Source organism: Oerskovia sp. NPDC056781, from assembly GCF_042789955.1.
Lineage (GTDB): Bacteria > Actinomycetota > Actinomycetes > Actinomycetales > Cellulomonadaceae > Oerskovia > Oerskovia rustica.
Map to the genome: position 1 here is coordinate 1 of NZ_JBHUAD010000054.1, position 21,057 is coordinate 21,057.

26 protein-coding genes are annotated in these 21,057 nt (G+C 73.3%); 15 read left to right on the forward strand and 11 right to left on the reverse strand.

Annotated elements, in window-relative coordinates:
• Window positions 1-81: 81 nt before the first annotated feature.
• Entirely contained in the window at window positions 82-822 is a 741-nt protein-coding gene (locus ACFRCR_RS07040) for an alpha/beta fold hydrolase (protein ID WP_377676304.1), read from the reverse strand.
• 82 nt (window positions 823-904) lie between these two features.
• Here ACFRCR_RS07040 and ACFRCR_RS07045 point away from each other — a divergent pair, with 82 nt between their 5' ends.
• Both ACFRCR_RS07045 and ACFRCR_RS07050 read left to right on the forward strand, forming a co-directional pair.
• Window positions 905-1,804 carry a helix-turn-helix transcriptional regulator gene (locus ACFRCR_RS07045; RefSeq protein ID WP_377676305.1) on the forward strand — a complete coding sequence of 300 codons (900 nt, stop codon included), beginning with the start codon at window positions 905-907 and terminating at the stop codon, window positions 1,802-1,804.
• A 130-nt stretch (window positions 1,805-1,934) separates the two neighbouring features.
• Entirely contained in the window at window positions 1,935-2,393 is a 459-nt protein-coding gene (locus ACFRCR_RS07050; RefSeq protein WP_377676306.1) for a YbaK/EbsC family protein, read from the forward strand.
• Window positions 2,394-2,405: 12 nt separating this feature from the next.
• On the opposite strand, the gene ACFRCR_RS07055 is transcribed toward ACFRCR_RS07050, so the two are convergent.
• Together ACFRCR_RS07055 and ACFRCR_RS07060 are read right to left on the reverse strand one after the other, a co-directional pair.
• Window positions 2,406-2,780, reverse strand: a complete 375-nt coding sequence (locus tag ACFRCR_RS07055) for a PH domain-containing protein (RefSeq protein WP_377676307.1) — start codon at window positions 2,778-2,780, stop codon at window positions 2,406-2,408.
• Window positions 2,781-2,784: 4 nt separating this feature from the next.
• Window positions 2,785-3,009, reverse strand: a complete 225-nt coding sequence (locus ACFRCR_RS07060; protein WP_191796747.1) for a hypothetical protein — start codon at window positions 3,007-3,009, stop codon at window positions 2,785-2,787.
• 196 nt (window positions 3,010-3,205) lie between these two features.
• On the opposite strand from ACFRCR_RS07060, the gene ACFRCR_RS07065 reads away from it, so the two are divergent.
• The 3 genes from ACFRCR_RS07065 (at window position 3,206) to ACFRCR_RS07075 (ending at window position 6,756) form a co-directional block, all read left to right on the forward strand.
• On the forward strand, window positions 3,206-4,246 hold the full coding sequence (locus ACFRCR_RS07065; RefSeq protein WP_377676308.1) for a hypothetical protein: 1,041 nt from the start codon (window positions 3,206-3,208) through the stop codon (window positions 4,244-4,246).
• 41 nt (window positions 4,247-4,287) lie between these two features.
• Window positions 4,288-4,557: a hypothetical protein gene (locus ACFRCR_RS07070; protein WP_377676309.1), complete on the forward strand. Its 270-nt coding sequence runs from the start codon at window positions 4,288-4,290 to the stop codon at window positions 4,555-4,557.
• Between the two features lie 81 nt (window positions 4,558-4,638).
• Window positions 4,639-6,756 (forward strand): NHL domain-containing thioredoxin family protein, encoded by a 2,118-nt coding sequence (locus ACFRCR_RS07075; RefSeq protein WP_377676311.1) that lies wholly within the window; start codon window positions 4,639-4,641, stop codon window positions 6,754-6,756.
• 71 nt (window positions 6,757-6,827) lie between these two features.
• On the opposite strand, the gene ACFRCR_RS07080 is transcribed toward ACFRCR_RS07075, so the two are convergent.
• The 4 genes from ACFRCR_RS07080 to ACFRCR_RS07095 all read right to left on the reverse strand — a co-directional run bounded on the left by ACFRCR_RS07080 (window position 6,828) and on the right by ACFRCR_RS07095 (window position 8,706).
• Window positions 6,828-7,295, reverse strand: a complete 468-nt coding sequence (locus tag ACFRCR_RS07080; RefSeq protein WP_377676312.1) for a PTS glucose transporter subunit IIA — start codon at window positions 7,293-7,295, stop codon at window positions 6,828-6,830.
• Window positions 7,292-7,522: a PTS transporter subunit EIIB gene (locus ACFRCR_RS07085; RefSeq protein WP_138822375.1), complete on the reverse strand. Its 231-nt coding sequence runs from the start codon at window positions 7,520-7,522 to the stop codon at window positions 7,292-7,294. Before ACFRCR_RS07085 ends, ACFRCR_RS07080 begins: the two co-directional genes overlap by 4 nt.
• A 64-nt stretch (window positions 7,523-7,586) precedes the next feature.
• A complete protein-coding gene (locus ACFRCR_RS07090; RefSeq protein ID WP_056644676.1) occupies window positions 7,587-7,832 on the reverse strand; it encodes a PTS transporter subunit EIIB in 246 nt (81 codons plus the stop codon).
• A 52-nt stretch (window positions 7,833-7,884) separates the two neighbouring features.
• On the reverse strand, window positions 7,885-8,706 hold the full coding sequence (locus tag ACFRCR_RS07095) for a GntR family transcriptional regulator (RefSeq protein WP_377676313.1): 822 nt from the start codon (window positions 8,704-8,706) through the stop codon (window positions 7,885-7,887).
• 233 nt (window positions 8,707-8,939) lie between these two features.
• Here ACFRCR_RS07095 and ACFRCR_RS07100 point away from each other — a divergent pair, with 233 nt between their 5' ends.
• Together ACFRCR_RS07100 and ptsP are read left to right on the forward strand one after the other, a co-directional pair.
• On the forward strand, window positions 8,940-10,415 hold the full coding sequence (locus tag ACFRCR_RS07100; protein WP_377676315.1) for a PTS transporter subunit EIIC: 1,476 nt from the start codon (window positions 8,940-8,942) through the stop codon (window positions 10,413-10,415).
• Window positions 10,412-12,085 (forward strand): phosphoenolpyruvate--protein phosphotransferase, encoded by a 1,674-nt coding sequence (ptsP, locus tag ACFRCR_RS07105; RefSeq protein ID WP_377676317.1) that lies wholly within the window; start codon window positions 10,412-10,414, stop codon window positions 12,083-12,085. The genes ACFRCR_RS07100 and ptsP overlap by 4 nt, the downstream gene beginning before the upstream one ends.
• A gap of 189 nt (window positions 12,086-12,274) precedes the next feature.
• Here ptsP and ACFRCR_RS07110 read toward each other — a convergent pair whose 3' ends face one another.
• Together ACFRCR_RS07110 and ACFRCR_RS07115 are read right to left on the reverse strand one after the other, a co-directional pair.
• Window positions 12,275-12,541, reverse strand: coding sequence for an HPr family phosphocarrier protein (locus ACFRCR_RS07110; RefSeq protein WP_030150259.1), 267 nt, complete (start codon window positions 12,539-12,541; stop codon window positions 12,275-12,277).
• 190 nt (window positions 12,542-12,731) lie between these two features.
• The gene (locus ACFRCR_RS07115) at window positions 12,732-12,890 is read right to left on the reverse strand and encodes a hypothetical protein (RefSeq protein WP_191798337.1); all 159 of its coding nucleotides are present in this window, start codon (window positions 12,888-12,890) and stop codon (window positions 12,732-12,734) included.
• Between the two features lie 112 nt (window positions 12,891-13,002).
• Here ACFRCR_RS07115 and ACFRCR_RS07120 point away from each other — a divergent pair, with 112 nt between their 5' ends.
• On the forward strand, window positions 13,003-13,923 hold the full coding sequence (locus ACFRCR_RS07120; RefSeq protein WP_377676319.1) for a sugar phosphate isomerase/epimerase family protein: 921 nt from the start codon (window positions 13,003-13,005) through the stop codon (window positions 13,921-13,923).
• 132 nt (window positions 13,924-14,055) lie between these two features.
• On the opposite strand, the gene ACFRCR_RS07125 is transcribed toward ACFRCR_RS07120, so the two are convergent.
• Window positions 14,056-14,652: an HdeD family acid-resistance protein gene (locus ACFRCR_RS07125; protein WP_377676320.1), complete on the reverse strand. Its 597-nt coding sequence runs from the start codon at window positions 14,650-14,652 to the stop codon at window positions 14,056-14,058.
• Window positions 14,653-14,921: 269 nt separating this feature from the next.
• Complete coding sequence (locus ACFRCR_RS07130; protein WP_377676322.1) at window positions 14,922-15,815, reverse strand: TetR/AcrR family transcriptional regulator; 894 nt, start codon at window positions 15,813-15,815, stop codon at window positions 14,922-14,924.
• A 111-nt stretch (window positions 15,816-15,926) separates the two neighbouring features.
• Here ACFRCR_RS07130 and ACFRCR_RS07135 point away from each other — a divergent pair, with 111 nt between their 5' ends.
• The 7 genes from ACFRCR_RS07135 to ACFRCR_RS07165 all read left to right on the forward strand — a co-directional run bounded on the left by ACFRCR_RS07135 (window position 15,927) and on the right by ACFRCR_RS07165 (window position 20,995).
• On the forward strand, window positions 15,927-16,985 hold the full coding sequence (locus ACFRCR_RS07135) for an ABC transporter ATP-binding protein (RefSeq protein WP_377676323.1): 1,059 nt from the start codon (window positions 15,927-15,929) through the stop codon (window positions 16,983-16,985).
• Entirely contained in the window at window positions 16,985-17,944 is a 960-nt protein-coding gene (locus tag ACFRCR_RS07140) for an ABC transporter permease (RefSeq protein ID WP_377676325.1), read from the forward strand. Before ACFRCR_RS07135 ends, ACFRCR_RS07140 begins: the two co-directional genes overlap by 1 nt.
• A gap of 5 nt (window positions 17,945-17,949) precedes the next feature.
• On the forward strand, window positions 17,950-18,558 hold the full coding sequence (locus ACFRCR_RS07145; protein WP_377676330.1) for a dihydrofolate reductase family protein: 609 nt from the start codon (window positions 17,950-17,952) through the stop codon (window positions 18,556-18,558).
• A 19-nt stretch (window positions 18,559-18,577) separates the two neighbouring features.
• Complete coding sequence (locus ACFRCR_RS07150) at window positions 18,578-18,967, forward strand: pyrophosphatase (RefSeq protein ID WP_377676326.1); 390 nt, start codon at window positions 18,578-18,580, stop codon at window positions 18,965-18,967.
• A 52-nt stretch (window positions 18,968-19,019) separates the two neighbouring features.
• Window positions 19,020-19,325 (forward strand): hypothetical protein, encoded by a 306-nt coding sequence (locus ACFRCR_RS07155; protein WP_377676328.1) that lies wholly within the window; start codon window positions 19,020-19,022, stop codon window positions 19,323-19,325.
• A 23-nt stretch (window positions 19,326-19,348) separates the two neighbouring features.
• On the forward strand, window positions 19,349-20,029 hold the full coding sequence (locus tag ACFRCR_RS07160) for an HAD hydrolase-like protein (protein ID WP_377676329.1): 681 nt from the start codon (window positions 19,349-19,351) through the stop codon (window positions 20,027-20,029).
• A gap of 195 nt (window positions 20,030-20,224) precedes the next feature.
• Window positions 20,225-20,995, forward strand: a complete 771-nt coding sequence (locus ACFRCR_RS07165) for a MerR family transcriptional regulator (RefSeq protein ID WP_377676332.1) — start codon at window positions 20,225-20,227, stop codon at window positions 20,993-20,995.
• The last annotated feature ends 62 nt before the right edge of the window (window positions 20,996-21,057 follow it).

The following is a 21,057-nucleotide window of genomic DNA, read 5'->3' on the forward strand; positions in this document are numbered from 1 at the left end:
TCCTGGAACCCAGGGCGACCTCAACCTCGTTCTCGACGGCCGACGGCCGACGGCCGACGGCCGACAGCCGGGCCGGAGCGCCTACGCCTGTGCCGCCCGCACGATCTCGGCCGCGAGGTCCGCGGGCCGCGAGAACATGGGCCAGTGCCCGGTCGGCAGGTCGACGTACGTGACGTCGAGCTCGCCGAGCTCGGTGTGCAGGGGCGGCCCGGGGTGCGCCATCGTCCTCAGCACCTCCGAGGGCAGGCTCGTGCAGATCGCGGTCGCGGGCACGTCGAGGCGCGCGGGGTCGCTCAGGTGCACCCGGCCCCCGGCGACGCCGCCCGGGTGGGGAACGGCCCGCGCGCGGAACCGCGCGAGCCCGGCCTCGTCGATCCCGTCGAGGCTCGACCCCTGGGCCACGAGCTCGTCCCACGAGGGCAGCGGGATCTCGACCGTCCCCGCAGGCAGGTCGGGGGCGAGCGACGCACCGTCGACGAGCGGCCCCGTGTCGACGTGGACCGTGCGACGGATGCGCGCGGGGTCGCGGTCGACGACCTCGTGGATCACGGGGCCACCGCCGCTGTGCCCCACGAGCACGACGTCCCCGTCGAGGGGGGCGATCACGTCGCGGACCGCCTGGACGTGGTCCTCGCGGGTGAGGCGGCTGCGGTCGGTCGCGACGTCGTCGAGCCCGGGGAGCGTCACGGCGTGGGTTGCGAGGCCCGCGGCCTCGAGGTGGGGGACGACGTCGTCCCACGCCCACGCCCCGAGCCAGAAGCCGGGGACGAGGACGACGTGGGTCTGCTGCTCGGTGCTGGTGTCCTGCGCTGAAGTGGTCATGAGTCCACTCTCGCGCGGCCCTGGTGACACCTGTCTGTCACCATTGTTCGAGGGGTTCCGGGGATCTCGACGGAGGCGGCGCGTGAACAAGACCGAGCGGCTCTACGCCGTGGCCGAGGAGCTGCGTCGTGCCGGTCCCGGCGGCACCACGGGACCGCGCCTCGCGCGCCTGCTCGAGGTCAGCGAGCGCACCATCAAGCGCGACGTCTCGGCGCTCCAGCAGGCGGGTCTGCCCGTCTGGGCACAGGCCGGGCCGGGTGGCGGCTACGTGCTCGACCCCTCCGCGTCCCTGCCTCCCGTGAACTTCACTCCGCAGCAGGCCGTCGCGGTCGCGGTCGCACTCGCTGCGCTCCCGCCCGGCAGCCCGTTCGCGGTCGACGCCGCCACGGCGCAGGGCAAGGTCTGGGACGCGCTCGGCCCGCAGGCGCGCGAGCGGGCGGCGGCGCTCGCGGCGAGGGTGTGGATCGACCACGGCTCAGCGTCCGGGCGCGCCCCGGACGGTCCGACCCCCCTGCCCGACGGCGCAGCTCGCCCGGGTGCGGGCGTCGCCTCGGCGCCGGTCGGGTCGGCGGACGACGTGGGACCGGACCGTGCCACGTCGGACGGTGCGGTGTCCGACCCTGCCGCGTCCGACGGCGCGGCGCCGGGCGGCGTCGACGGCGCGCCGGGTGGCCCCGTGCCGCGCGCCCGGGTGCACCTGCAGGTCCTGCGTGCCGTCGAGCAGTCCCTCGCCCGGTCGGTCGTGCTCGCGATCCGGTACCGCGACGGGCGCGGCCACGAGTCGGCCCGTCGGGTCGAGCCCGTGATCCTGGCGCACACGGCGGACGCCTGGTACCTCATCGCGTGGTGCCGGTCCCGGGAGGCTGTCCGCTGGTTCCGCCTCGACCGTGTCGAGCGGGCGGACCTCACGGGCGAGCCGTACGTGCCGCGGCCGGTCGCGGAGGTGGGGACTCCGCCGTCGGGCGCGATGCCTGTGGGCTGATCGCGGTGACGCCCGCGGCGAGGACGGGGTTGCGGCCGGCCAGATGCTCAGGACGACCTCGACCCCGAGGGTGTCACGAACCTCGTGCGCGCGCGATGATGGCCACCTGCCGACCCTGAGGAGACCTGCCGTGAGCACCGACCGCACCCGCGCCTTCTTCGACGCCCAGGCCCCGGACCTCACGGTCCTCGACACGGGCGAGGACACCGCGACGGTCCAGATGGCGGCGGCGACGCTCGGGGTCGAGCCGGGGCAGATCGCGAAGACGCTCGCGCTGCGCGACGGCGAGCGCAGCTTCCTGCTCGTGACACGCGGCGACGCGCGGGTCGACAACGCGAAGTTCAAGGCCACGTTCGGGGCCAAGCCGCGCATGCTCGACGCCGAGAGCACGACCGCGCTGACGGGGCAGCCGATCGGCGGTGTGGGGCCGTTCGGGCACAGCGGGCCCGTGACGGTGTACTGCGACGTGTCGTTGCAGGGCTTCGAGACGGTCTACCCGGCGGCGGGCAGCCCGACGAGCGCGTTCGCGATCACGCCCGGACGGCTCGCGGAGCTCGCGGGGGCGCAGTGGGTCGACGTCAGCCGGTAGCCCGGCGGCGGGTCAGAGGACCTTGTCGCCCAGGAGCCGGTTCACGGTGTAGATGTCGACGCCGCGCCCGAACTCGAGCGTGACCTTGCCCAGGCCCGAGAACCACAGGACGAGCTCGGAGTCGAGGTCGATCGTCCCGGCGGTCTCGACCGAGTACGCCTGGATCTTGCTGTACGGCAGGGTCGTGAAGTCCTTCTTCTTGCCCGTCATGCCCTGGACGTTGAGGGCGAGGATGCGCTTGCTCGTGAACGTCACGGAGTCACGGATGCCCTTGAACGCCAGGTAGACCTGCTCGTCGGCGTGCAGGATCTGCTGGAGGTCCTTCTGGGCGCTCGCCAGGTCCCAGGGGTTGAGCTTGACGAACGAGGCGTTGTTGAAGTCGATCACGCGGTCATGCTGCCATGGCCAGGGAGCTGGTCATGACGGACGACACCGCCGAGGCCTCGAGCCAGCGGCGGACGATGCGTGCGTCGGCGGCCCGGCGCACGGGGCTGCGGAGGTTGAGGTGCGCGTAGGCCCGGTGCTCGACGAGGGCGGCGCGGTCGTGGTCGAGGGCCCAGAGGATGGCGCTGCGGATCTCGTCGGTCGAGGGCCGGAACGCGTGGTCGAGGTGCATGATCGCTCTCAAGGTGAGGGCCGCGGGTCTCGCGGCGGAGAAACTGTGTACATCTCTCAAGAGGGGCGAACCCGGACTTCATGACGCGACTTCCCGGAAGAAGTTTTCCTGACAGTCTGTTTCGTGAAGTGAACAGCCCTAGCGACACGGTGACGCTCGTCACGTGCGTGTCGGTGGGCCGTGCCAACCTCGACGCATGGACAGGGACGAGGCACGGGAGATCAAGGGGCAGCTCGCGGACTTCGCGCGCGATCTCGCCGCGGGGACCGAGGCGACGGCGAGCGCTGCGCGGCCGACGGGGGAGGGGGCGCCGGTCGGGCCCGCCGACAGGGACGCCTGGGCACCCACGCTCGCGCTCGGGCTGGCCCCGCGCGAGGGCGGCGGGTACGGCATCGCGGTCCGCTACCGCCTGGGGTTCCCGGCCGTGCGCAGGATCGCTCGACGCGTCGCGTCCGAGGCGGGACCCGTCGTGGACGTCCGCCGGACGGGTCGGATCCGGGCGCTCTCCCGGTCGACGGGCACCGGCCCGCGCCCGCCGGTCGTGACCGCGCTGGCGGCGGGGGAGACCGGCCGGGTGCGGCCGCTGCGCCCCGGGGTCTCGATCGCGCACGTCGACGTCACGGCCGGCACGCTGGGCGCGTTCGTCCTGGTCGGGGACACGTTGCACGCCCTGTCCAACTATCACGTGCTCGCGGGCTCGCCGCGCGCACAGGTGGGGGACGTCGTCGTGCAGCCCGGGCCGGCCGACGGCGGACGCGCCCCCGCGGACCAGGTCGGCACCCTCGCCGCGACCGTGCCCCTCGCGCGGGGGCGGACCGCGACGGTCGACGCCGCGATCGCCCTGCTCGACGACCCCGACGTCGACCTCGACTACCCCGTGGGTCGCATCACGACCACGGCCGTCGCGCTCGGCGGCGAGACGGTCGGCAAGACGGGCCGGACGACCGCCGTCACCGCGGGCCGCGTCACCGCGATCGAGCTCGACGACGTCGTGGTCGGCTACGGCGAGGACCTCGGCGCGCTGCGCTTCGACGACCAGATCGAGGTCGAGTCGACCGGGACCGGGCCGTTCTCGCGCGGGGGCGACTCCGGTTCGCTCGTGTACCGCGCGGACGGAGTCGCGCTCGGGCTGCTCTTTGCCGGGGCGGAGACCGGGGGAGAGAATGGGACCGGGCTGACGTACGTCAACCCGATCGACACCGTCCTCGCCGCGCTCGACGCCCGGCTCGCGCGCTGAGCCCGCCTCGACCCGCGGCGGACGGCCGGAGGGTGGTACCGGTGGCGAGCATCGAGCAGGCCCGGGAGGCCAAGGCCGCGCTCAAGCAGGCCCTCGCGGGCCAGGACGGCGTGACGGGGATCGGCCTGAGGCACGAGGGGGCGGACGCGGCCGGTCGTACGGGTGGCGCGGACACGCCGGCCGAGGTCGCCGACACCTGGTGCCTCCAGGTCAACGTCGTCGACGCCGCCGCGACGGGCGACGTGCCGCACGAGGTCGACGGTGTCGCGGTCGTCGTGCGCGTGACGGGAAGGATCGAGCGATCGGGTTAGGGCTTGTACCGCTCGTACGTGGGTAGCGACTGTCGACAGGGCGAGGTCGAGTGCTGCCCGGTGTGCGAGCAGAATGGTCCGGTGACCTCCACGACCCCCCACGCCCGCCTGCCCCGCGTCCGCGCCTCCGAGCTCGTCGGCCGCGGCTGGCTCAACACCGGCGGACGCGACGTCTCGCTCGCGGACCTGCGCGGCCGGGTCGTCGTCCTCGACTTCTGGACGTTCTGCTGCGTCAACTGCCTGCACGTCCTCGACGAGCTGCGCGAGCTCGAGGAGGCGCGCCGCGACGACCTCGTCATCATCGGCGTCCACTCGCCGAAGTTCGAGCACGAGGCAGACCCGGTCGCGCTCGCCGCCGCGGTCGAGCGCTACGAGGTGCGCCACCCCGTCCTCGACGACCCCGAGCTCGTCACCTGGTCCGCGTACACCGCGCGGGCCTGGCCGACGCTCGTCGTGATCGACCCCGAGGGGTACGTCGTCGCGCAGATGGCGGGTGAGGGTCACGCGTCGGCGCTCGCCGCGCTCGTCGACGAGCTCGTGGAGGAGCACCGCGCCAAGGGCACGCTGCGGTCGGTGGCCGCGGGGGCGGGCGACGTCTACGTGCCGCCCTCCCCGACGTCGGGCACGCTGCGCTTCCCCGCCAGGGCGGTCGCGCTCCCAGGGGGCAACCTCCTGGTCGCGGACGCGGGGCACCACTCCCTCGCCGAGCTCGGGCCCGACGGCGAGACGCTCGTCCGGCGCATCGGGTCCGGCGAGCGCGGGCTGGTCGACGGCGGACCGGACGTGGCGCGGTTCAGCGAGCCCAACGGGCTGTGCCTGGTCCCGACCGAGCTGCGTGCGTACCTCGACTACGACGTGCTGGTCGCCGACACCGTGAACCACGCGCTGCGCGGGGTGCGGCTCGCCGACGGCCAGGTGACGACGGTCGCCGGGAACGGGCAGCAGTACATGGTGGGCGCGGTCGACAACGTGCTCGCGGCCGCTGACGGCGGTGCACCGGTCGGTGGGACGCTCGCCGAGGTCGACGGTCCGTTCGGGTCGCGTCTCACGGTCGTCGTCGGAGCGGACGTGCCGGAGCAGCCCAGGCCCGCGGGCCTGCCCGCGTCGATCGAGAGCACAGGCGGAGCGGTGCTGCAGAAGCTGTCGTCGCCCTGGGACGTGGCCTGGGTCGAGCAGACGGGGGCGTTCCTCGTCGCGATGGCGGGCAACCACTCGCTGTGGGCCTTCGACGGCGAGCAGGGATCGATCGACCTCGTCGGCGGCACCATGAACGAAGGTCTGCTCGACGGGCCGCTCGTCGACGCCTGGTTCGCGCAGCCGTCCGGGCTGGCCGTCGGCCCGGACCGGCGCGTGTGGGTCGCGGACTCGGAGACCTCGGCGCTGCGCGTGGTGACCCCGGTCGCCGGGACGACGCAGGGAGAGGTGAGCACCGCCGTCGGGCAGGGGCTGTTCGACTTCGGGCACCGCGACGGGGCCGCCGACCAGGCGCTGCTCCAGCACCCGCTCGGGCTCGCGACGCTGCCCGACGGCAGCGTGGTCGTCGCCGACACCTACAACGGGGCGATCCGCCGCTACGTCCCCGCCGGGGCGGACGCGTCACCGGCCGAGGTGACGACCCTGGCGACGGGCCTCGCGGAGCCGAGCGACGTCGTCGTGCTCGTGGACGGCGAGCCGTGGACGCCCGGCGAGGCCGCGGAGGCGGGGGCGCGCGTCGACCTGCTCGTCGTGGAGTCGGCCGCGCACCGCATCACGCGCGTCGCGCTCCCGGCGACGCTCGTGGGAGAGCTGCTCGACGGCGGCGCGCACCGCACGCAGCGACCCGTCACCGAGGTCCTTGCCGGGGAGCTGCGGCTCGACGTGCCGTTCTCGCCCGCGCCGGGGCAGAAGCTCGACGACCGCTACGGACCCTCGACGCGCCTGACCGTGAGCTCGACGCCGCCCGAGCTGCTGCTCGACGGCGCCGGGACGGGGACCGAGCTGTCCCGCGCACTGGTCGTGAACCCCGAGGTGGGCGAGGGCGTGCTGCACGTGACCGCGCAGGCCGCGTCGTGCGACGTCGTGCCGTTGCTCGACGACGGGACGCCCGACCCCGACGTGTTCCCCGCGTGCCACCTCGCGCAGCAGGACTGGGGCGTGCCGGTACGGGTCGTGGACGGGGACCCGGGTGACCGGGTGCTGACGCTTCCGCTGCGGGGCTGAGTCCCGGGCCACCCGCCCGGACATGTCAGAACGAGCGTGACCTCGAGGTCACGCTCGTCCTGACGCCGGCGTCACTCCCAGATGAGGAGGTCTTCGCCGCGCGCGACCCAGGTCCCGACCGGGGCCAGCGGGGTCACGGCGTCGGGCTTGCCCTCGAGCGCGACGACGGGGCAGACGGCCGAGCGGCCACCCTCCTCGATCGCGGCGGGGTCCCAGGTGACCAGGGTCGTGCCCTGGTGGACCACGTCGCCCTGCGCGACGTGCAGCGTGAATCCCTCGCCCGCGAGCTGGACCGTGTTGATGCCCAGGTGCACGAGCACGGCCTGGCCGCTGTCGTGCTTGATGACGAACGCGTGCGGGTGGACCTTGACGATCGTCCCGCTGATCGGGGCCGACACGAGGCCGCCCTCGGCGGGGTCGGGAGCGATCGCGGTACCCGGACCGACGAGGCCCGCGGAGAACACCGGGTCGTCGACGTCGGACAGGGCGACGACGGTCCCGGTGACCGGGGCGAGGACGGTCAGGGACGCTGCAGTCAACGGAGGTCCTCGATGTCCGAGGCGAGGTTGTCGGCCTCGGGACCGACGATCACCTGGATCGCGTTGCCCGTCCGGACGACCGCGATGGCACCGGCCCCCGTGAGAGTCTTCTCGTCGACCAGGCTCGGGTCCTCGACCTCCACGCGCAGACGCGTGATGCAGGGTTCGAGGTCGAGGATGTTCGCATCCCCGCCGAGGCCCTTGAGGATCTGCTCTGCCTTGCTCATGTCGTGCTCCTTCGTGTGCTGGTGCGGGCGTGCGTCGTGGTGCCCGCGGTCCGCGGGCACGGGGTCACATGAGGTCTGCGAGGTCCGAGGCGATCGTGTCGACCTGGGGGCCGACGACGACCTGGACCACTCGTCCGGTCGTCATGACCCCGAACGCGCCGGCGGCGCGCAGGGCGGCCACGTCGACGAGGCTCGGGTCCTTGACGAGCGACCGCAGTCGGGTGGTGCAGGGGTCGATCTCCTCGATGTTGCTCACCCCGCCGAGGCCGGCGAGTATCGCGGCGGCCCGTGCTGCATCGGCTGCAGTCATCGTTGCATCCTCTCTGGTGCGTGGGTCGTGGGTAGGGCGTCGGTCGTGGCGCTCATGCCGTCTCGGCCGTCTCGGCTGTGCCGGACCCGGACGCGGGCTCGGCGTCGAGCTCCGGTGCGGGGGCGAGCCGGGGCACGATCGTCGGCCGGGCCTCGCGGAGCGGGACGACGACCGAGTACCGGTCGCCCCGGTAGCACATCTGGGAGTACATGCAGGCGCCGTCGTCCGAGTAGGTCTTGCGGTGCGCGCGCAGGACCGCACGGACGCTCGTCATGGCGAGGATCGCCTGCTCGGCGGCGCTGGCCTCGGCGGCCATGATCGTGTCCTCGCCCCACGTCGGGGAGTGGCCGCGCTCGCGCAGCGCGCCGTACAGGCTGGCTGGGACGCCGTCGTCGAGCAGGTCGGGGACGAGCGCCACGGGCACCCATGCGCGCTCGACGGCCATGGGCGTGCCGTCCGCGAAGCGCAGGCGCTCGACGTAGTGCACGCGGTCCTCGGGGGCGATGCCGAGGGCCTCGGCGACGACGCGGCCCGCAGGCAGCGTGCCGCTGTCGATGACCTGCGTGCTGGGCATCAGGCCGAGCCGTCGCGCCTCCTCGCCGAACGTCGTCAGACGCATCTCGAAGTCGGTGTGCTGCGGGGCGACGAACGTGCCGCGGCCCTGCTCGCGCAGGAGCACGCCGTCGGCAACGAGGGAGTCGAGGGCCTGGCGGACCGTCATGCGGGAGACGCCGAACTTCTCGGTGAGCACGCGCTCGGAGGGGACGGCGTCCCCGATGGTCAGCTCGTTCGCGATCAGGTCGCTCAGGTAGGCGCGCACGATCTGGTGCTTGTGCCCGCCTTTGGGTGCTCTGGCCTGCGTCGTCGCTGCCACGTGTTCCTCGCTCTCGGTCGCCCCGGAGTTGCCGGGGCTTGACACATCATGATGTCTAGACCACTCTGTCCGCAAGTGGTCCAGACAACTATCCCACCACAGACGGTGGCGATGGCTCGGGTTACAGCAACGACGCGCTCCAGAGTCCGGGCCGGCGTCGTGATCAAGGCAGTTCCCAGTTCAAGCGGTGCGGTCCGACGGCCTCGGATGCACCCGATCAACGAGGAGTGAACATGACGTCCGTGGCCGAAACACCCAAGGTGAAGAAGGGGATTCCCGGCTTCGCGCAGCTGCAGAGGGTCGGTCGATCCCTCATGCTGCCCATCGCCTCCCTGCCCGCCGCAGCACTTCTGTTGCGCCTCGGCCAGGCCGACATGCTCGGGGCCGACGGCGCCGCAGGCACCTTCCCCTGGCTGCAGCCCGTCGCCGACGTGTTCGCGTCCGCCGGCAACGCGCTGTTCGCGAACCTCGCGCTGCTCTTCGCGGTCGGCGTCGCGGTCGGCTACGCCAAGAAGGCCGACGGCTCGACCGGCCTGGCCGCCGTCATCGGGTACCTCGTCTTCAAGGGCGTGAGCGACGCGCTCTCGCCGTACGTGCTGGGCAAGCCGGACACCCCGGCCGAGTGGCTGGCCGGTGCCAATCCGGACGCCGTCGCCGCGGCAGGGGACGGGAACTTCCTCGACCTGGTCACGGCGGCGATCACCGGCCCGCCCGAGCAGAAGCTCATCAACTACGGCGTCCTCGGCGGCATCGTCATCGGTCTGACCGCCGCGATCATGTTCCAGAAGTACAGCCGCATCAAGCTGCCGCCCTACCTGGCCTTCTTCGGCGGCCGCCGCTTCGTGCCGATCGTCACCGCGGGTGCCGCAGTCATCATCGCCGTGATCGGCGCGCTCATCTACCCCTGGTTCGACGCGGGCTTCACGGCCGTCGGCGACTGGGTCACGGGCTCGACGGTCCTCGGTGCGTTCGTCTACGGCACGGCCAACCGCCTGCTCGTCCCGATCGGCCTGCACCACCTGCTCAACTCGCTGCCCTGGTTCCAGTTCGGCAGCTACACCGACGCGAGCGGCGCCGTCTGGCACGGCGACATCGCGCGCTTCCTGCACGGCGACCCCACGGCCGGCACCTTCATGACGGGCTTCTTCCCGATCTTCATGTTCGCCCTCCCGGCAGCCGCGCTCGCGATCATCCACACGTCGAAGCCCAAGAACCGCAAGCTCATCGGCGGCATCATGGGTTCGGCCGCTCTCGTCGCGTTCGTCACCGGCGTGACCGAGCCCCTCGAGTTCGCGTTCGTGTACGTCGCCTACCCGCTGTACGCGATCCACGCGGTCCTCACGGGCACCTCGCTCGCCCTCGTCAACGCCCTGGGGATCAAGTCCGGCTTCGGCTTCTCGGCCGGCGCGATCGACTACATCCTGAACTTCCGCATCGCGACGATGCCCCTGTGGATCATCGTGATCGGTCTCGGGTACGCGGTCATCTACTACTTCCTGTTCCGGTGGGTCATCACCAAGTGGAACCTGCGCACGCCGGGCCGCGAGGACGACGACTCCGCGGTCGGCGCCGACCCGACCGCCGACCCGGTCCTGGTCGCCGAGGAGAAGAAGGCGGCCGAGGCCGACCTGTCTCCCGCGGAGCTCGATGCCCGAGGCTCCGATGCCCGAGGCCCCGGGGCGACTGCCGACGGCGGAGGCAGCAGGTGACCTCCGTCCTCGACGGTGTGGGCGTCAGCCCCGGGCGGGGGGCCGGTGTCGTCGTGACGATGCCGGCCCCCGTGCCCGAGCCCGCCGCGGCGACGCTCGGGCCGGACGCGGACGTCGAGGCGGCGGTCGCCGCGATCGACGACGCGGTCCGCAGCGTCCAGGCGGACCTCGCGGAACGCGCCGCGAGGGCGACCGGCACCGCCGTCGAGGTCCTCACGGTCACGGTCGCCATGGCCGCCGACACCACGCTCTCCAAGGAGTCGGCCCGCAAGGTCCGCGAGGAGCGGACCGTTCCCGAGCGGGCCGTGTGGGAGGCGGCCGGTGACCTCGCGGCACGCCTCGAGTCGCTCGGCGGCATGATGGCCGAGCGTGCGCACGACGTCCGCGACGTGCGCGAGCGCATCGTCGCGGCCCTCACGGGCCGTCGGGCGCCGGGAGTGCCGGACCTCGACCACCCGTTCGTGCTCGTCGCGACCGACCTCGCGCCGGCAGACACCGCGACGCTCGACCCTGCGCGGGTCCTCGCGATCGTCACGAGCGGGGGAGGCCCGACGTCGCACACCGCGATCCTGGCCCGGTCGCTCGGGATCCCGGCAGTCGTCGCGGCACCCCGGGCCACCGACCTCGCGGACGGCGAGACCGTCCTGGTCGACGGTTCGCAGGGCACGGTCGAGCGCGACCCGTCGCCCGAGGACGTCGCCCGGGTGCTCGACCGCCCACGCGGTCCGCGTGCGTTCGACGGCCAGGGCAGGACGGCCGACGGCGTGCGGGTCCAGCTCCTCGCCAACGTCGCGGACCCGGCCGGGGCCGAGGCCGCGGTGGCCGCAGGGGCGGAAGGGGTCGGTCTGTTCCGGACCGAGTTCTGCTTCCTGGGGCGTACCGAGGAGCCCGGGATCGACGAGCAGGTCGCGGCGTACCGCGCCGTGCTGAGCGCGTTCGGGGGCCGCAAGGTCGTGGTCCGCACGCTCGACGCGGGCGCCGACAAGCCCTTGCCGTTCGTCACGGCCGAGGACGAGCCCAACCCGGCGCTCGGCGTCCGTGGGCTGCGCACCGCCGTGCGTCACCCCGAGGTCCTGACGCGTCAGCTCGACGCGATCGCCCAGGCCGCGGCCGCCGAGGAGGCCGACGTGTGGGTCATGGCCCCCATGGTCGCGACCCCGGACGAGGCCCAGGAGTTTGCGGCAGCCTGCCGTGAGCGAGGCCTGGCGACCGCGGGCGTCATGATCGAGGTCCCCGCCGCGGCGATCCAGTCGCGCTGGGTCCTGGAGCAGGTCGACTTCGCGAGCATCGGCACGAACGACCTGACCCAGTACACGATGGCCGCGGACCGGGAGACGGCGGACCTCGCCGCGCTCTCGACGCCGTGGCAGCCTGCGGTGCTCTCGCTCGTCGGCGCCGCGTGCGCGGGCGGGGCCGAGCACGGCCGCCCGGTCGGGGTCTGCGGGGAGGCCGCGGCCGACCCTGCCCTGGCGCCGGTCCTCGTGGGCCTCGGGGTCACGTCGTTGTCGATGACGCCGCGTGCGCTCGGCGACGTCGCGGCCGTCCTCGCGGCGACGACCTCCGAGCAGTGCGCGGCGCTCGCGAAGATCGCGGTGGCCTCGCCGACCGCGTCGGCAGCCCGTGACGCGGTCCGTGCACAGCTGCCCGTGCTGGAGGAGCTGGGACTCTAGCCGTCAGGGCGGTGCTGCCTCACCGTCCACCACGCAGCACACAGCCCGTGCCCCGTCGGACGAGGGGGCACGGGCTGCGTGCTGTCGTGCGTCGGCCCCGCGTCGCCGTCGAGTGTGACGTTCGGGTCGCGGGATCCGTCGCCGGACCGCCCGAACGTCACACTCGGTGACGGCGCCGGGACGAGAGGGTCAGACCGTCTCGCGCCCGAGGAACTCGGCCAGCGCGTCGAGGGCCGCCTCGGCCTCCGCGCCGTCGGTCTCGGTCGCGAGCACGACCTGGTCGCCCGCCGCCGCGCCGAGCGTCATGACGCCGAGGATGCTCGCGGCGTCGACGGTCTCGGCGCCTTCCTTGGTGAGGGTCACGGCGACGGGCTGCTTGCCCGCCTCGGCCACGAACAGCGCCGCAGGGCGTGCGTGGAGTCCCTCGGCGATGGCGACGGTGACGGTTCGTTCCATGACGTGCTCCTCCGGGAAGTGGTATAGACCAGTCCACTGTAGCGGAGGTGGGTGCCGACGGCGGCCCGGGGTGGGCGGGGCCGGGGCGCGCCCCGGGCGACCCGTGCAGGAGGCGACGCTCCGGACACGCACGGGAGCTGCGCCGTCGGGCAGGAGGAGCGCGTCGACGGGACCGCGGACCCGACCGCTCTCAGGCCGAGTCCTGCTCCAGGTACGCCACGAGCGACTCCAGAGCCGCGAGCGCGCGGGCGTCGTCCGTCTCGGTCGAGAGGACGGCGTCGTCGCCCGGGCCGAAGCCCGGACGCGTCGTGCCGACGGTCGAGGGCGAGGCGGCGTCGGGACGATCCATGCGCACTCCAGTGCTCCGGGCGGTTCGGTCGAGCAGCATCCTGCCAGAGTTCAGGGGGTGCTCAGGACGCCCCTGTGAACGCCGCTCACCCGCGGGGTCTAGGGTGTCGGACATGCGTGAAGCGACGACGCCCGACGCCCGGCCGCCCGTCCAGGGCGAGGCCCGAGGGGGTGAAGCAGGCAGGGGTGAGGAGCCCCGGATCAAGGTCACGCTGTCCAGCGCCAGCGTCTACCCGCGCAAGGCGCCGTTCGCCTTCGAGGCCGCGGCCCACCTGGGCTACGACGGCATGGAGGTCATGGTCTGGTCGGACACGACCACGCAGGACGCGAAGGCGCTCACCAAGCTCTCGGCCGACGTCGGCATCCCCATCCGCAGCGTCCACGCCCCGACGCTCCTCGTGAGCCAAAGGGTCTGGGGGCGGCTGCCCGGGCCCAAGCTCGAGCAGACCGTCGACCTCGCTCTGGAGCTCGGGGCGCAGACCGTCGTCGTGCACCCACCGTTCCGCTGGCAGGGTCTGTACGCTCGCGGCTTCGCGGACCACGTGCGCGAGCTCAACGCCGCCACGGGCGTCACGGTCGCGGTCGAGAACATGTACCCGTGGCGTGGGCGCAAGCGTGAGGTGCAGGCCTACCTGCCCGGCTGGGACCCGACCGACCACCCCTACGACGCCGTGACGCTCGACCTCTCGCACGCCGCCGTCGCGCGTCAGAACAGCCTCGACCTGCTCGACGTGTTCGGCGACCGGCTGGCCCACGTCCACCTCGCCGACGGCACCGACTCCATGAAGGACGAGCACATGGTCCCCGGGCGCGGCACCCAGCCGTGCGACAAGGTGCTCGGCGAGCTCGTGCGCCGAGGCTGGGAGGGGGACGTCGTCGTCGAGATCGCGACACGGCGCGCCCGCACGGCCGCCGAACGGTACGAGGACCTCGCGGCGTCGCTCGCGTTCGCCCGCACCTACCTCCAGCCCGAGCCGCACGCCGAGTACCAGCCGCCGCCCGGCCACGAGCACCGGCACCTGGACGCCTGGTAGGACCTCGGTGCCGAGAACGGGGTCGAGGTCGTCCCGTCGCCGACGCCGACCTCCATCCCGTTCTCGACCCGGGCCCCCGGGCCCCCGGGCCGCCGGGCCGCTGGGCCGCCGGGCCGCTGGGCCGCTGGGCTGCTAGCCCGCCAGCGCCGCCTTCGCGTCCTTCGCGGCCGTGCTCTGCGCGAACGCGGCGACCAGGATCACGACCCCGGTGACCACGAGGTACAGGCCCAGCAGCACCGTGATGGTCTGCAGCCCGGTCACGGGGCTCACGAGCACCAGGACGCCGAACACGACCCACAGCGCGGCCGTCGCGAGCTCCCAGTCCCAGCCGGGCTCACGTGTGCGGCGGGCGCGCAGCGCGCCGACCAGGCCGATCACCCCCGCGACGAGCGCCCAGACGCCGACGAGCCGCAGCACGAGGGTCACGCTCGCCGACGGCCAGAACGCGAGGACGAGACCGATGACGATGCTCAGTCCTCCCACGAACCAGCGCCACACCGCGCCCTCGCCGTCCTTGCGCTGCCGCCCTGCCTCGACCAGGAAGAGGATCCCCTGGAGGACGGCCATCGCCGCGACGAGCCACGTGAGCCACTGGATGCCACGGTCCGGCGCGACGAAGAGCACGACGCCGATCACGAGGAACAGGGCCCCGCGCAGGTAGGCCAGGCCCCACAGGCGGCGGGCGATCTTGGTGGTGCGTCCGGTGAGGGACTCGTCCTGCTCGGTCATGGGATCCACCGTCCTCGCGCGGCCGGCCCCGCGGCGGGTCCGTGGGGCGTCGCAGGCCTCGTCCTCGGAACGTAGCGCGCGATGACGGTGGGCGCGCGGCGGGTCCCTCGTCGACCGGCGGCCCCGCCGAGCCCGGGGTTCCTCGCGGTCGAGAACGGGGTGGAGGTCGCTACGGGCGCCGGGACGACCTCAACCTCGTTCTCGGCACCGAGGAGGGGATGGGGAGGGGAGGGGGAGGGGGATGAGGTGGGCGGGGCGGGCGGGGCGGGTCAGGGGTGGTCGTTCGCCCGGTCGATCGTCATCTCGACGCCGTCGAGCAGCCGGTCGAGCGACGCGTCGAACGGGTCGCTCGGCGCGTGGAACCCGCCCGCCTCCCAGATGCGCGTCATGACGGGGTAGCGCTCGACGTCGAACCAGTCGGCCCAGAAGCTGCTCATCGACGTCCAGTACTCGTCGCTGCTCATGCCGCTCGCGTCGTTCTCGACGGACTCGGCGACGGCTGCCCGCGCGAGCCCGCGCACGAACGCGTCGACCAGACCCAGGATCTCGACGACCCGCTCCGCGGACAGCCCGGTGTCGACGAGCGTCCGTAGCCCGGCCTCCTGGGCGTCGAGCACGTGCGGCGCGAGGGGTAGGCGCCACATGTTGGTCTGCAGGATCCAGGGATGGCGCTGGTAGAGGTGCCAGACCTCTCGCGCGTACCGTGACAGCCCGTCACGCCAGGGGGCGTCGGCCGCGGGGAGCTCGAGCTCGGCGAACGCCCGGTCGATCATGAGGTCGACGAGCTCGGTGCGCCCGGGGACGTACGTGTAGAGAGACATCGCGCCCATGTCCAGGCGGGCGGCGACGCGGCGCATCGAGAGCGCGTCGAGGCCGACCTCCTGCGCGACCGCGATCCCGGCGGTCACGACCTCGTCGAGCGTCAGGCGTGCCTTGCGGCCGCGGGTCGGCGGGGCGGGCGGGTCCCACAGGAGCGCGAGGCGCCGGGTCACGTCGGCGGGTCGGGGGACCTGGTCGGTCGGGTCCGGGGCGGTGTCGCCCTCGGCCGCGTCACCCTCGGAGCCGCCGAGCGGCGCGTCGAGCGGCGCGTCCGCCGATGAGTCCGGGGTCCGGGCGGAGTCCACCCCGTCGGAGGGGACCGGGGCGACGGTGTTGCTGGCCATGGTGCCTGATCCTCCCACTTCCGCGCTGTACCGGGAGACCCTTCAATTCCCGTACACCGTATGCTAGCGTGAAAACCTATTCCAGTACACCGTACGCGAGAGGCGTGAGCCATGATCCACACCGAAGGGCTGACCAAGACCTTCCATCGCAAGAAGGAGGTGGTCGAGGCGGTCAAGGGCATCGACGTCGACGTCCACGAGGGCGAGCTCGTCGCGTTCCTCGGTCCCAACGGCGCCGGCAAGTCGACGACCCTGCGCATGCTCACGAGCCTCCTCGAGCCCACGTCGGGCCGGGCCGAGGTCGCGGGCTTCGACATCCGCACCCAGCCCGCCGAGGTCCGGTCGCGTATCGGGTACATCGGCCAGGGCAACGGGGGAGGGTTCTCCTACCGGGTCGCCGACGAGCTCCACAACCAGGGCCGCTTCTACGGCATGGCGGCCTCGGAGTACCAGCGCCGGGCCGCGGACCTCCTCGAGGCGCTCGAGCTCGACGGCCTCGGCAAGCGCACGGTCCAGAGCCTGTCGGGCGGCCAGCGCCGCCGCCTCGACGTGGCGCTCGGCCTCATGAACCACCCGCCCCTGCTGTTCCTCGACGAGCCCACCACGGGCCTCGACCCGCACAGCCGCGCGAACCTCTGGGAGCACATCGGTGCGCTGCGCGAGCGGTACGGCATGACGATCGTCCTCACCACGCACTACCTCGACGAGGCCGACTCGATGGCCGAGCGTGTCGTCGTGATCGACCACGGCACGATCGTCGCCGACGCCCCGCCGGCCGCGCTCAAGCGCGACCACGCGGACGACGTCGTGACGCTCGTCGTCACGGGTACGCCCGGTTCCCAGGGCCAGGTGCCCGACGACGTCACGCGGGTCCGCGCAGCCCTCGCCAGGGTCGTGGGCTCGGTGGCAGGGGGCGGCGGCGCGGGAGGTGCCGCCGGGGCCGGGAGTGCCGACGGCACCGATGACACGAGACTGCAGGCGACCGTCGGCGCCGGGGGAGACGTGACGGTGACCCTGTCGACGGCGCACGGCGCGGACCGTCTGCCCGAGGCGATCGAGTCCCTGCGGGTCGCAGGCCTCTCGGTCCGTTCGGCCGGGCTCAGGCAGGCGAGCCTCGACGACGTGTTCCTCAACCTGACCGGTCGGAGCCTGCGCGAGGAGGCGGCGTGATGGACGAGCGGACGAACCCCGGCCAGGGGGCCGAGCCCGAGGTCGGGCAGGCGGCCGGACCGACGACCGGGCAGACGACCGGGCCGCGCAGCGGGACGACCCTCGGGCTCGACACCCGGACCGCACCACAGGCCGCGGCGAGGCAGGCGACCGACAGGCGCTCCGACGTCGGGCGCTCCGGGGCGGCGAAGTTCCTCGGCGACACCTGGGCGGTCTTCACGCGTGAGATCCTCCTGGTCCTGCGCGACCCCTTCACCCTGATCTTCTCGCTGCTCCAGCCGCTGATCTTCCTGGGCCTGTTCGGGCCGCTGCTGACCGGCGCCGTGGGCGGCGGCATGGGCGGGCCCGGCGGGTCCACGGCCGCGACGCTCCAGTGGTTCGTGCCCGGCGTGATCGTCATGATCTCCCTGTTCGGTACCTCCATGACCGGTTCGAACCTGCTCTACGAGATGATGACCGGCTCGTACGAGCGCGTCCTCGCGACCCCGCTCGACCGGTCCGCGATCCTCGTGGGCCGCGCGCTCAAGGAGTTCGCGCCGCTCGTGGTCCAGGGCCTGCTCATCGCGCTCGTGTGCATCCCGTTCGGGTTCACGTTCTACCCGCTGCACGCGATCGCAGGGCTCGCGCTGCTGGGCCTGTTCGGGGTCGGCGTCGGGGCACTGTCCTGCGCGCTCGCGCTCGCCGCGAAGAACCGCGAGTGGTTGTTCTGGGGCGTCCAGCAGTCGCTGCTGTTCCCGCTGCTCATCCTGTCCGGCATGATGCTCCCGCTCGAGGCCGGGCCGTCGTGGATGCAGACCGCCGCGAAGTTCAACCCCTTGACCTACATGGTCGACGCCGAGCGCGCCCTGTTCGGCGGGACGTTCGCGAGCACCGAGGTCCTGTGGGGCGTCGTCGCGGCCGCGGTCACGTGCGCCGTCGGGCTGTTCGTGGGCATCCGCCGGACCCGGAAGTCGGTGTGAGCGCCGTGGGCAGGGTCACGTTCGACGTCGGGCTGTCCCTCGACGGGTTCGTCGCGGGCCCGCACCAGTCCCTCGAGAACCCTCTCGGCGAGGGAGGCGAGCAGCTCCACCGGTGGATGTTCGAGGAGCCCGAGGCCAACACCGCCGCGCTCGAGTCCATCGCCGCCCCCACCGCGTTCATCATGGGACGCAACATGTTCGCCCCCGGGCGGGGCCCCTGGGACGAGGCCTGGCGAGGCTGGTGGGGCGAGGAGCCGCCGTACCACGCACCCGTCTTCGTGCTCACGCACCACCCGCGCGACCCCCTCGTCATGGAGGGCGGGACGACGTTCTTCTTCGTGACCGACGGGATCGAGTCCGCGCTGTCGCAGGCGCTCGCGGCGTCGCGGGACGGGCACGTCGGGATCGCGGGCGGCGCCTCGACCATGCGGGCGTACCTCGCCGCGGGTCTCGTCGACGAGTTCGGGCTGCACGTCGCGCCCGTGCTGCTCGGCGCGGGCGAGCGGCTGCTCGACGGGCTCGGCGGCCTGAGCGTCGAGCCCGGGCCCGTGAGCAGCAACCACCTCGTCACGCACCTGTCGTACCGCGTGGTGCGGAGGCTCGTCGGGGAGTGACGCGTGCTTGACTGACGCGATGACCACCGCGACGCCGCGCACCCCGCCCGAGCCCGCGCCGTCGGGCCTGACGTTGCCCGCGCTCACCGAGCGCGTCGAGGCCGTGTCCGCGCTCTACGCCCGCAAGTTCGGGATCGAGCGTGACCCCGACTGGTTCGTGCTCAAGCTCGCCGAGGAGATGGGAGAGCTCACGCAGGCGTACCTCACGGCGACGGGCCGCACACGGCCGCGCGTCGCGCCGGAGACCGTGCCCGACGGCGGACGGGAGGCGCTCGCGGCCGAGGTCGCCGACGTCCTCGCGCACCTGCTGCTGCTCGCGCGGGCCCAGGGGGTCGACGTCGAGCGGGCCGTGCGGGAGAAGTGGCTCGTGTGGGAGGCGGAGGTCGGCGCGGTCGAGGCACCTGGTTAGAGGGCGGCGCGGGCCGTTGCGACCGCGCGGCGGCCACGCCAGGATGTCCGGCATGACGCCGCCCGCACCCGCCCACCGTCCTCGTCCGCGCAGCCGGGGCACCGTGCTCGGGCTCGTGGCCGGAGTGCTGCTCGTGGGCGTGGGGGCGTGGCTCGCGTCGCGGCCCTCCTGGTGGACCTCGTTCGGGTGGTTCGCCTACGCCCCGCTCTCGGACGCGACGTTCGCGCCGCAGAGGCCGTGGGGGCAGACCCTGGGGCTGGTCTCGCTGGCAGCCGGGCTGCTGGTGCTTGGCTTCGTGGCGGGGTGGGTGGTCGCGAGGCGTCGGGGGCAAACCGAGCCGGGTGACCCGCCGAGGTAGAGGGCCGCGGGAGAATCGTCCCCGTGACCACCGCGAACCCTCCCTACCGACTGGCCCTCCTCGACCTCGACGGGACGCTGACCGACTCGGCCCCCGGCATCCTGTCCTCGGTCCGCCACGCCTACGCGGCCCTCGGGATCGAGCCGCCGGCCGACGAGGCCCTGCGGCTGTTCGTCGGACCGCCGCTCGCCGAGTCGTTCGCGCTCCACGGCGTCCCGGCGGACCGGGTCCCCGAGGCGGTCGCGGCGTACCGCGACGTCTACGCCGCCGGGCGGATGATGGAGAACTCGCTCTACCCCGGCATCCTCGAGTGCCTGACGGCGGCCCGTGACGCAGGCGTCCGACTCGCGGTCGCGACGTCCAAGCCCGAGGTCTACGCACGCCGCATCACCGCGCACTTCGGGATCGACCCTCTCGTCGAGGGCGTCCACGGCGCGACCTTGGACGGGACGCGGGGCTCGAAGGCCGACGTGATCGCGCACGCGCTCACCTCCCTCGCGGCATCGCCGGGCGGGCTCCCCTCGTGGGAGGAGATCGTCATGGTCGGCGACCGGGAGCACGACGTGCTCGGTGCCGCCGTGCACCACATCACGTGCCTCGGGGTCGCCTGGGGCTACGCGGTGCCGGGCGAGCTCGAGGCGGCGGGCGCCCTCCGGGTCGTGGCGACCACGGACGAGCTCGCGCGGGTGCTGCGAGGCGAGTGACGCCGTCGGGCAGCGGGAGGACGGGAGCGAGTGGGTGCGCCCGGACGCTCAGCCCGTGCGTCCGGGCGACCCGGCCGAGAATCGGTGTTGACCTTGACGTAACGTCAACTTCTAGGGTCGATCGTGCTGCCTCACCCGAGGCGTCCAGGACCCTGGGAAGGAGGACGCATGACCACGCGCGCACCGGAAACCGCGATCGACTGGTCCATCCAGGAGATCGCCCGACTCGCCGGGACCACGAGCCGCACGCTGCGTCACTACGACGACGTCGGGCTGCTCGTGCCCAGCCGGGTCGGGCACAACGGCTACCGGTACTACGACGGGCCCTCGCTCGTGCGGCTCCAGCGGATCCTCCTCCTGCGGGATCTCGGCGTCGGCCTCCCGGTCATCGCCGAGATCCTGGGGCGGGACGACGAGGAGAGCCCTGCCGTGCAGGCGCACGCCCTGCGGACCCACCTGGATGCCCTCCGGGCCGAGCAGCAGCGGCTGGCGCGACAGATCGCGTCGGTCGAGCGCACGATCACGACCATGGAAGGAGGTGGGCGACTCATGGCGGACGACATGTTCGACGGGTTCGACCACACGAAGCACGAGGCGGAGGTCACCGAGCGGTGGGGGGCCGAGGCCTATCGGACGGGCGACACCTGGTGGCGCGGGCTGTCCGCGCAGGACAAGGCGGCCTACCAGGAACGGACCTGTCGGCTCGGGGCGGACTGGACCGCCGCCGCGCAGGCGGGCGTCGCGCCCGAGAGCGACGAGGCGCAGGCGCTCGCGCAGCGGCACGTCGAGTGGCTGAGCAGCATCCCGGGCACCCCGGGGCACGGCTCTGCGCCGGTCAAGGAGTACGTCGTCGGGCTCGGTGAGATGTACGTGGCCGACGAGCGGTTCGCCGCGAACTACGGCGGCGAGGAGGGTGCGCGCCTGGTGCGCGACGCCCTGGCGGTGTACGCGGACCGGCACCTGTAGGCCGCCGGCGGAGGCCGAGGTAGACCCGTGCGCGCGAGGTAGACCCTAGGGAGGCCTACCTC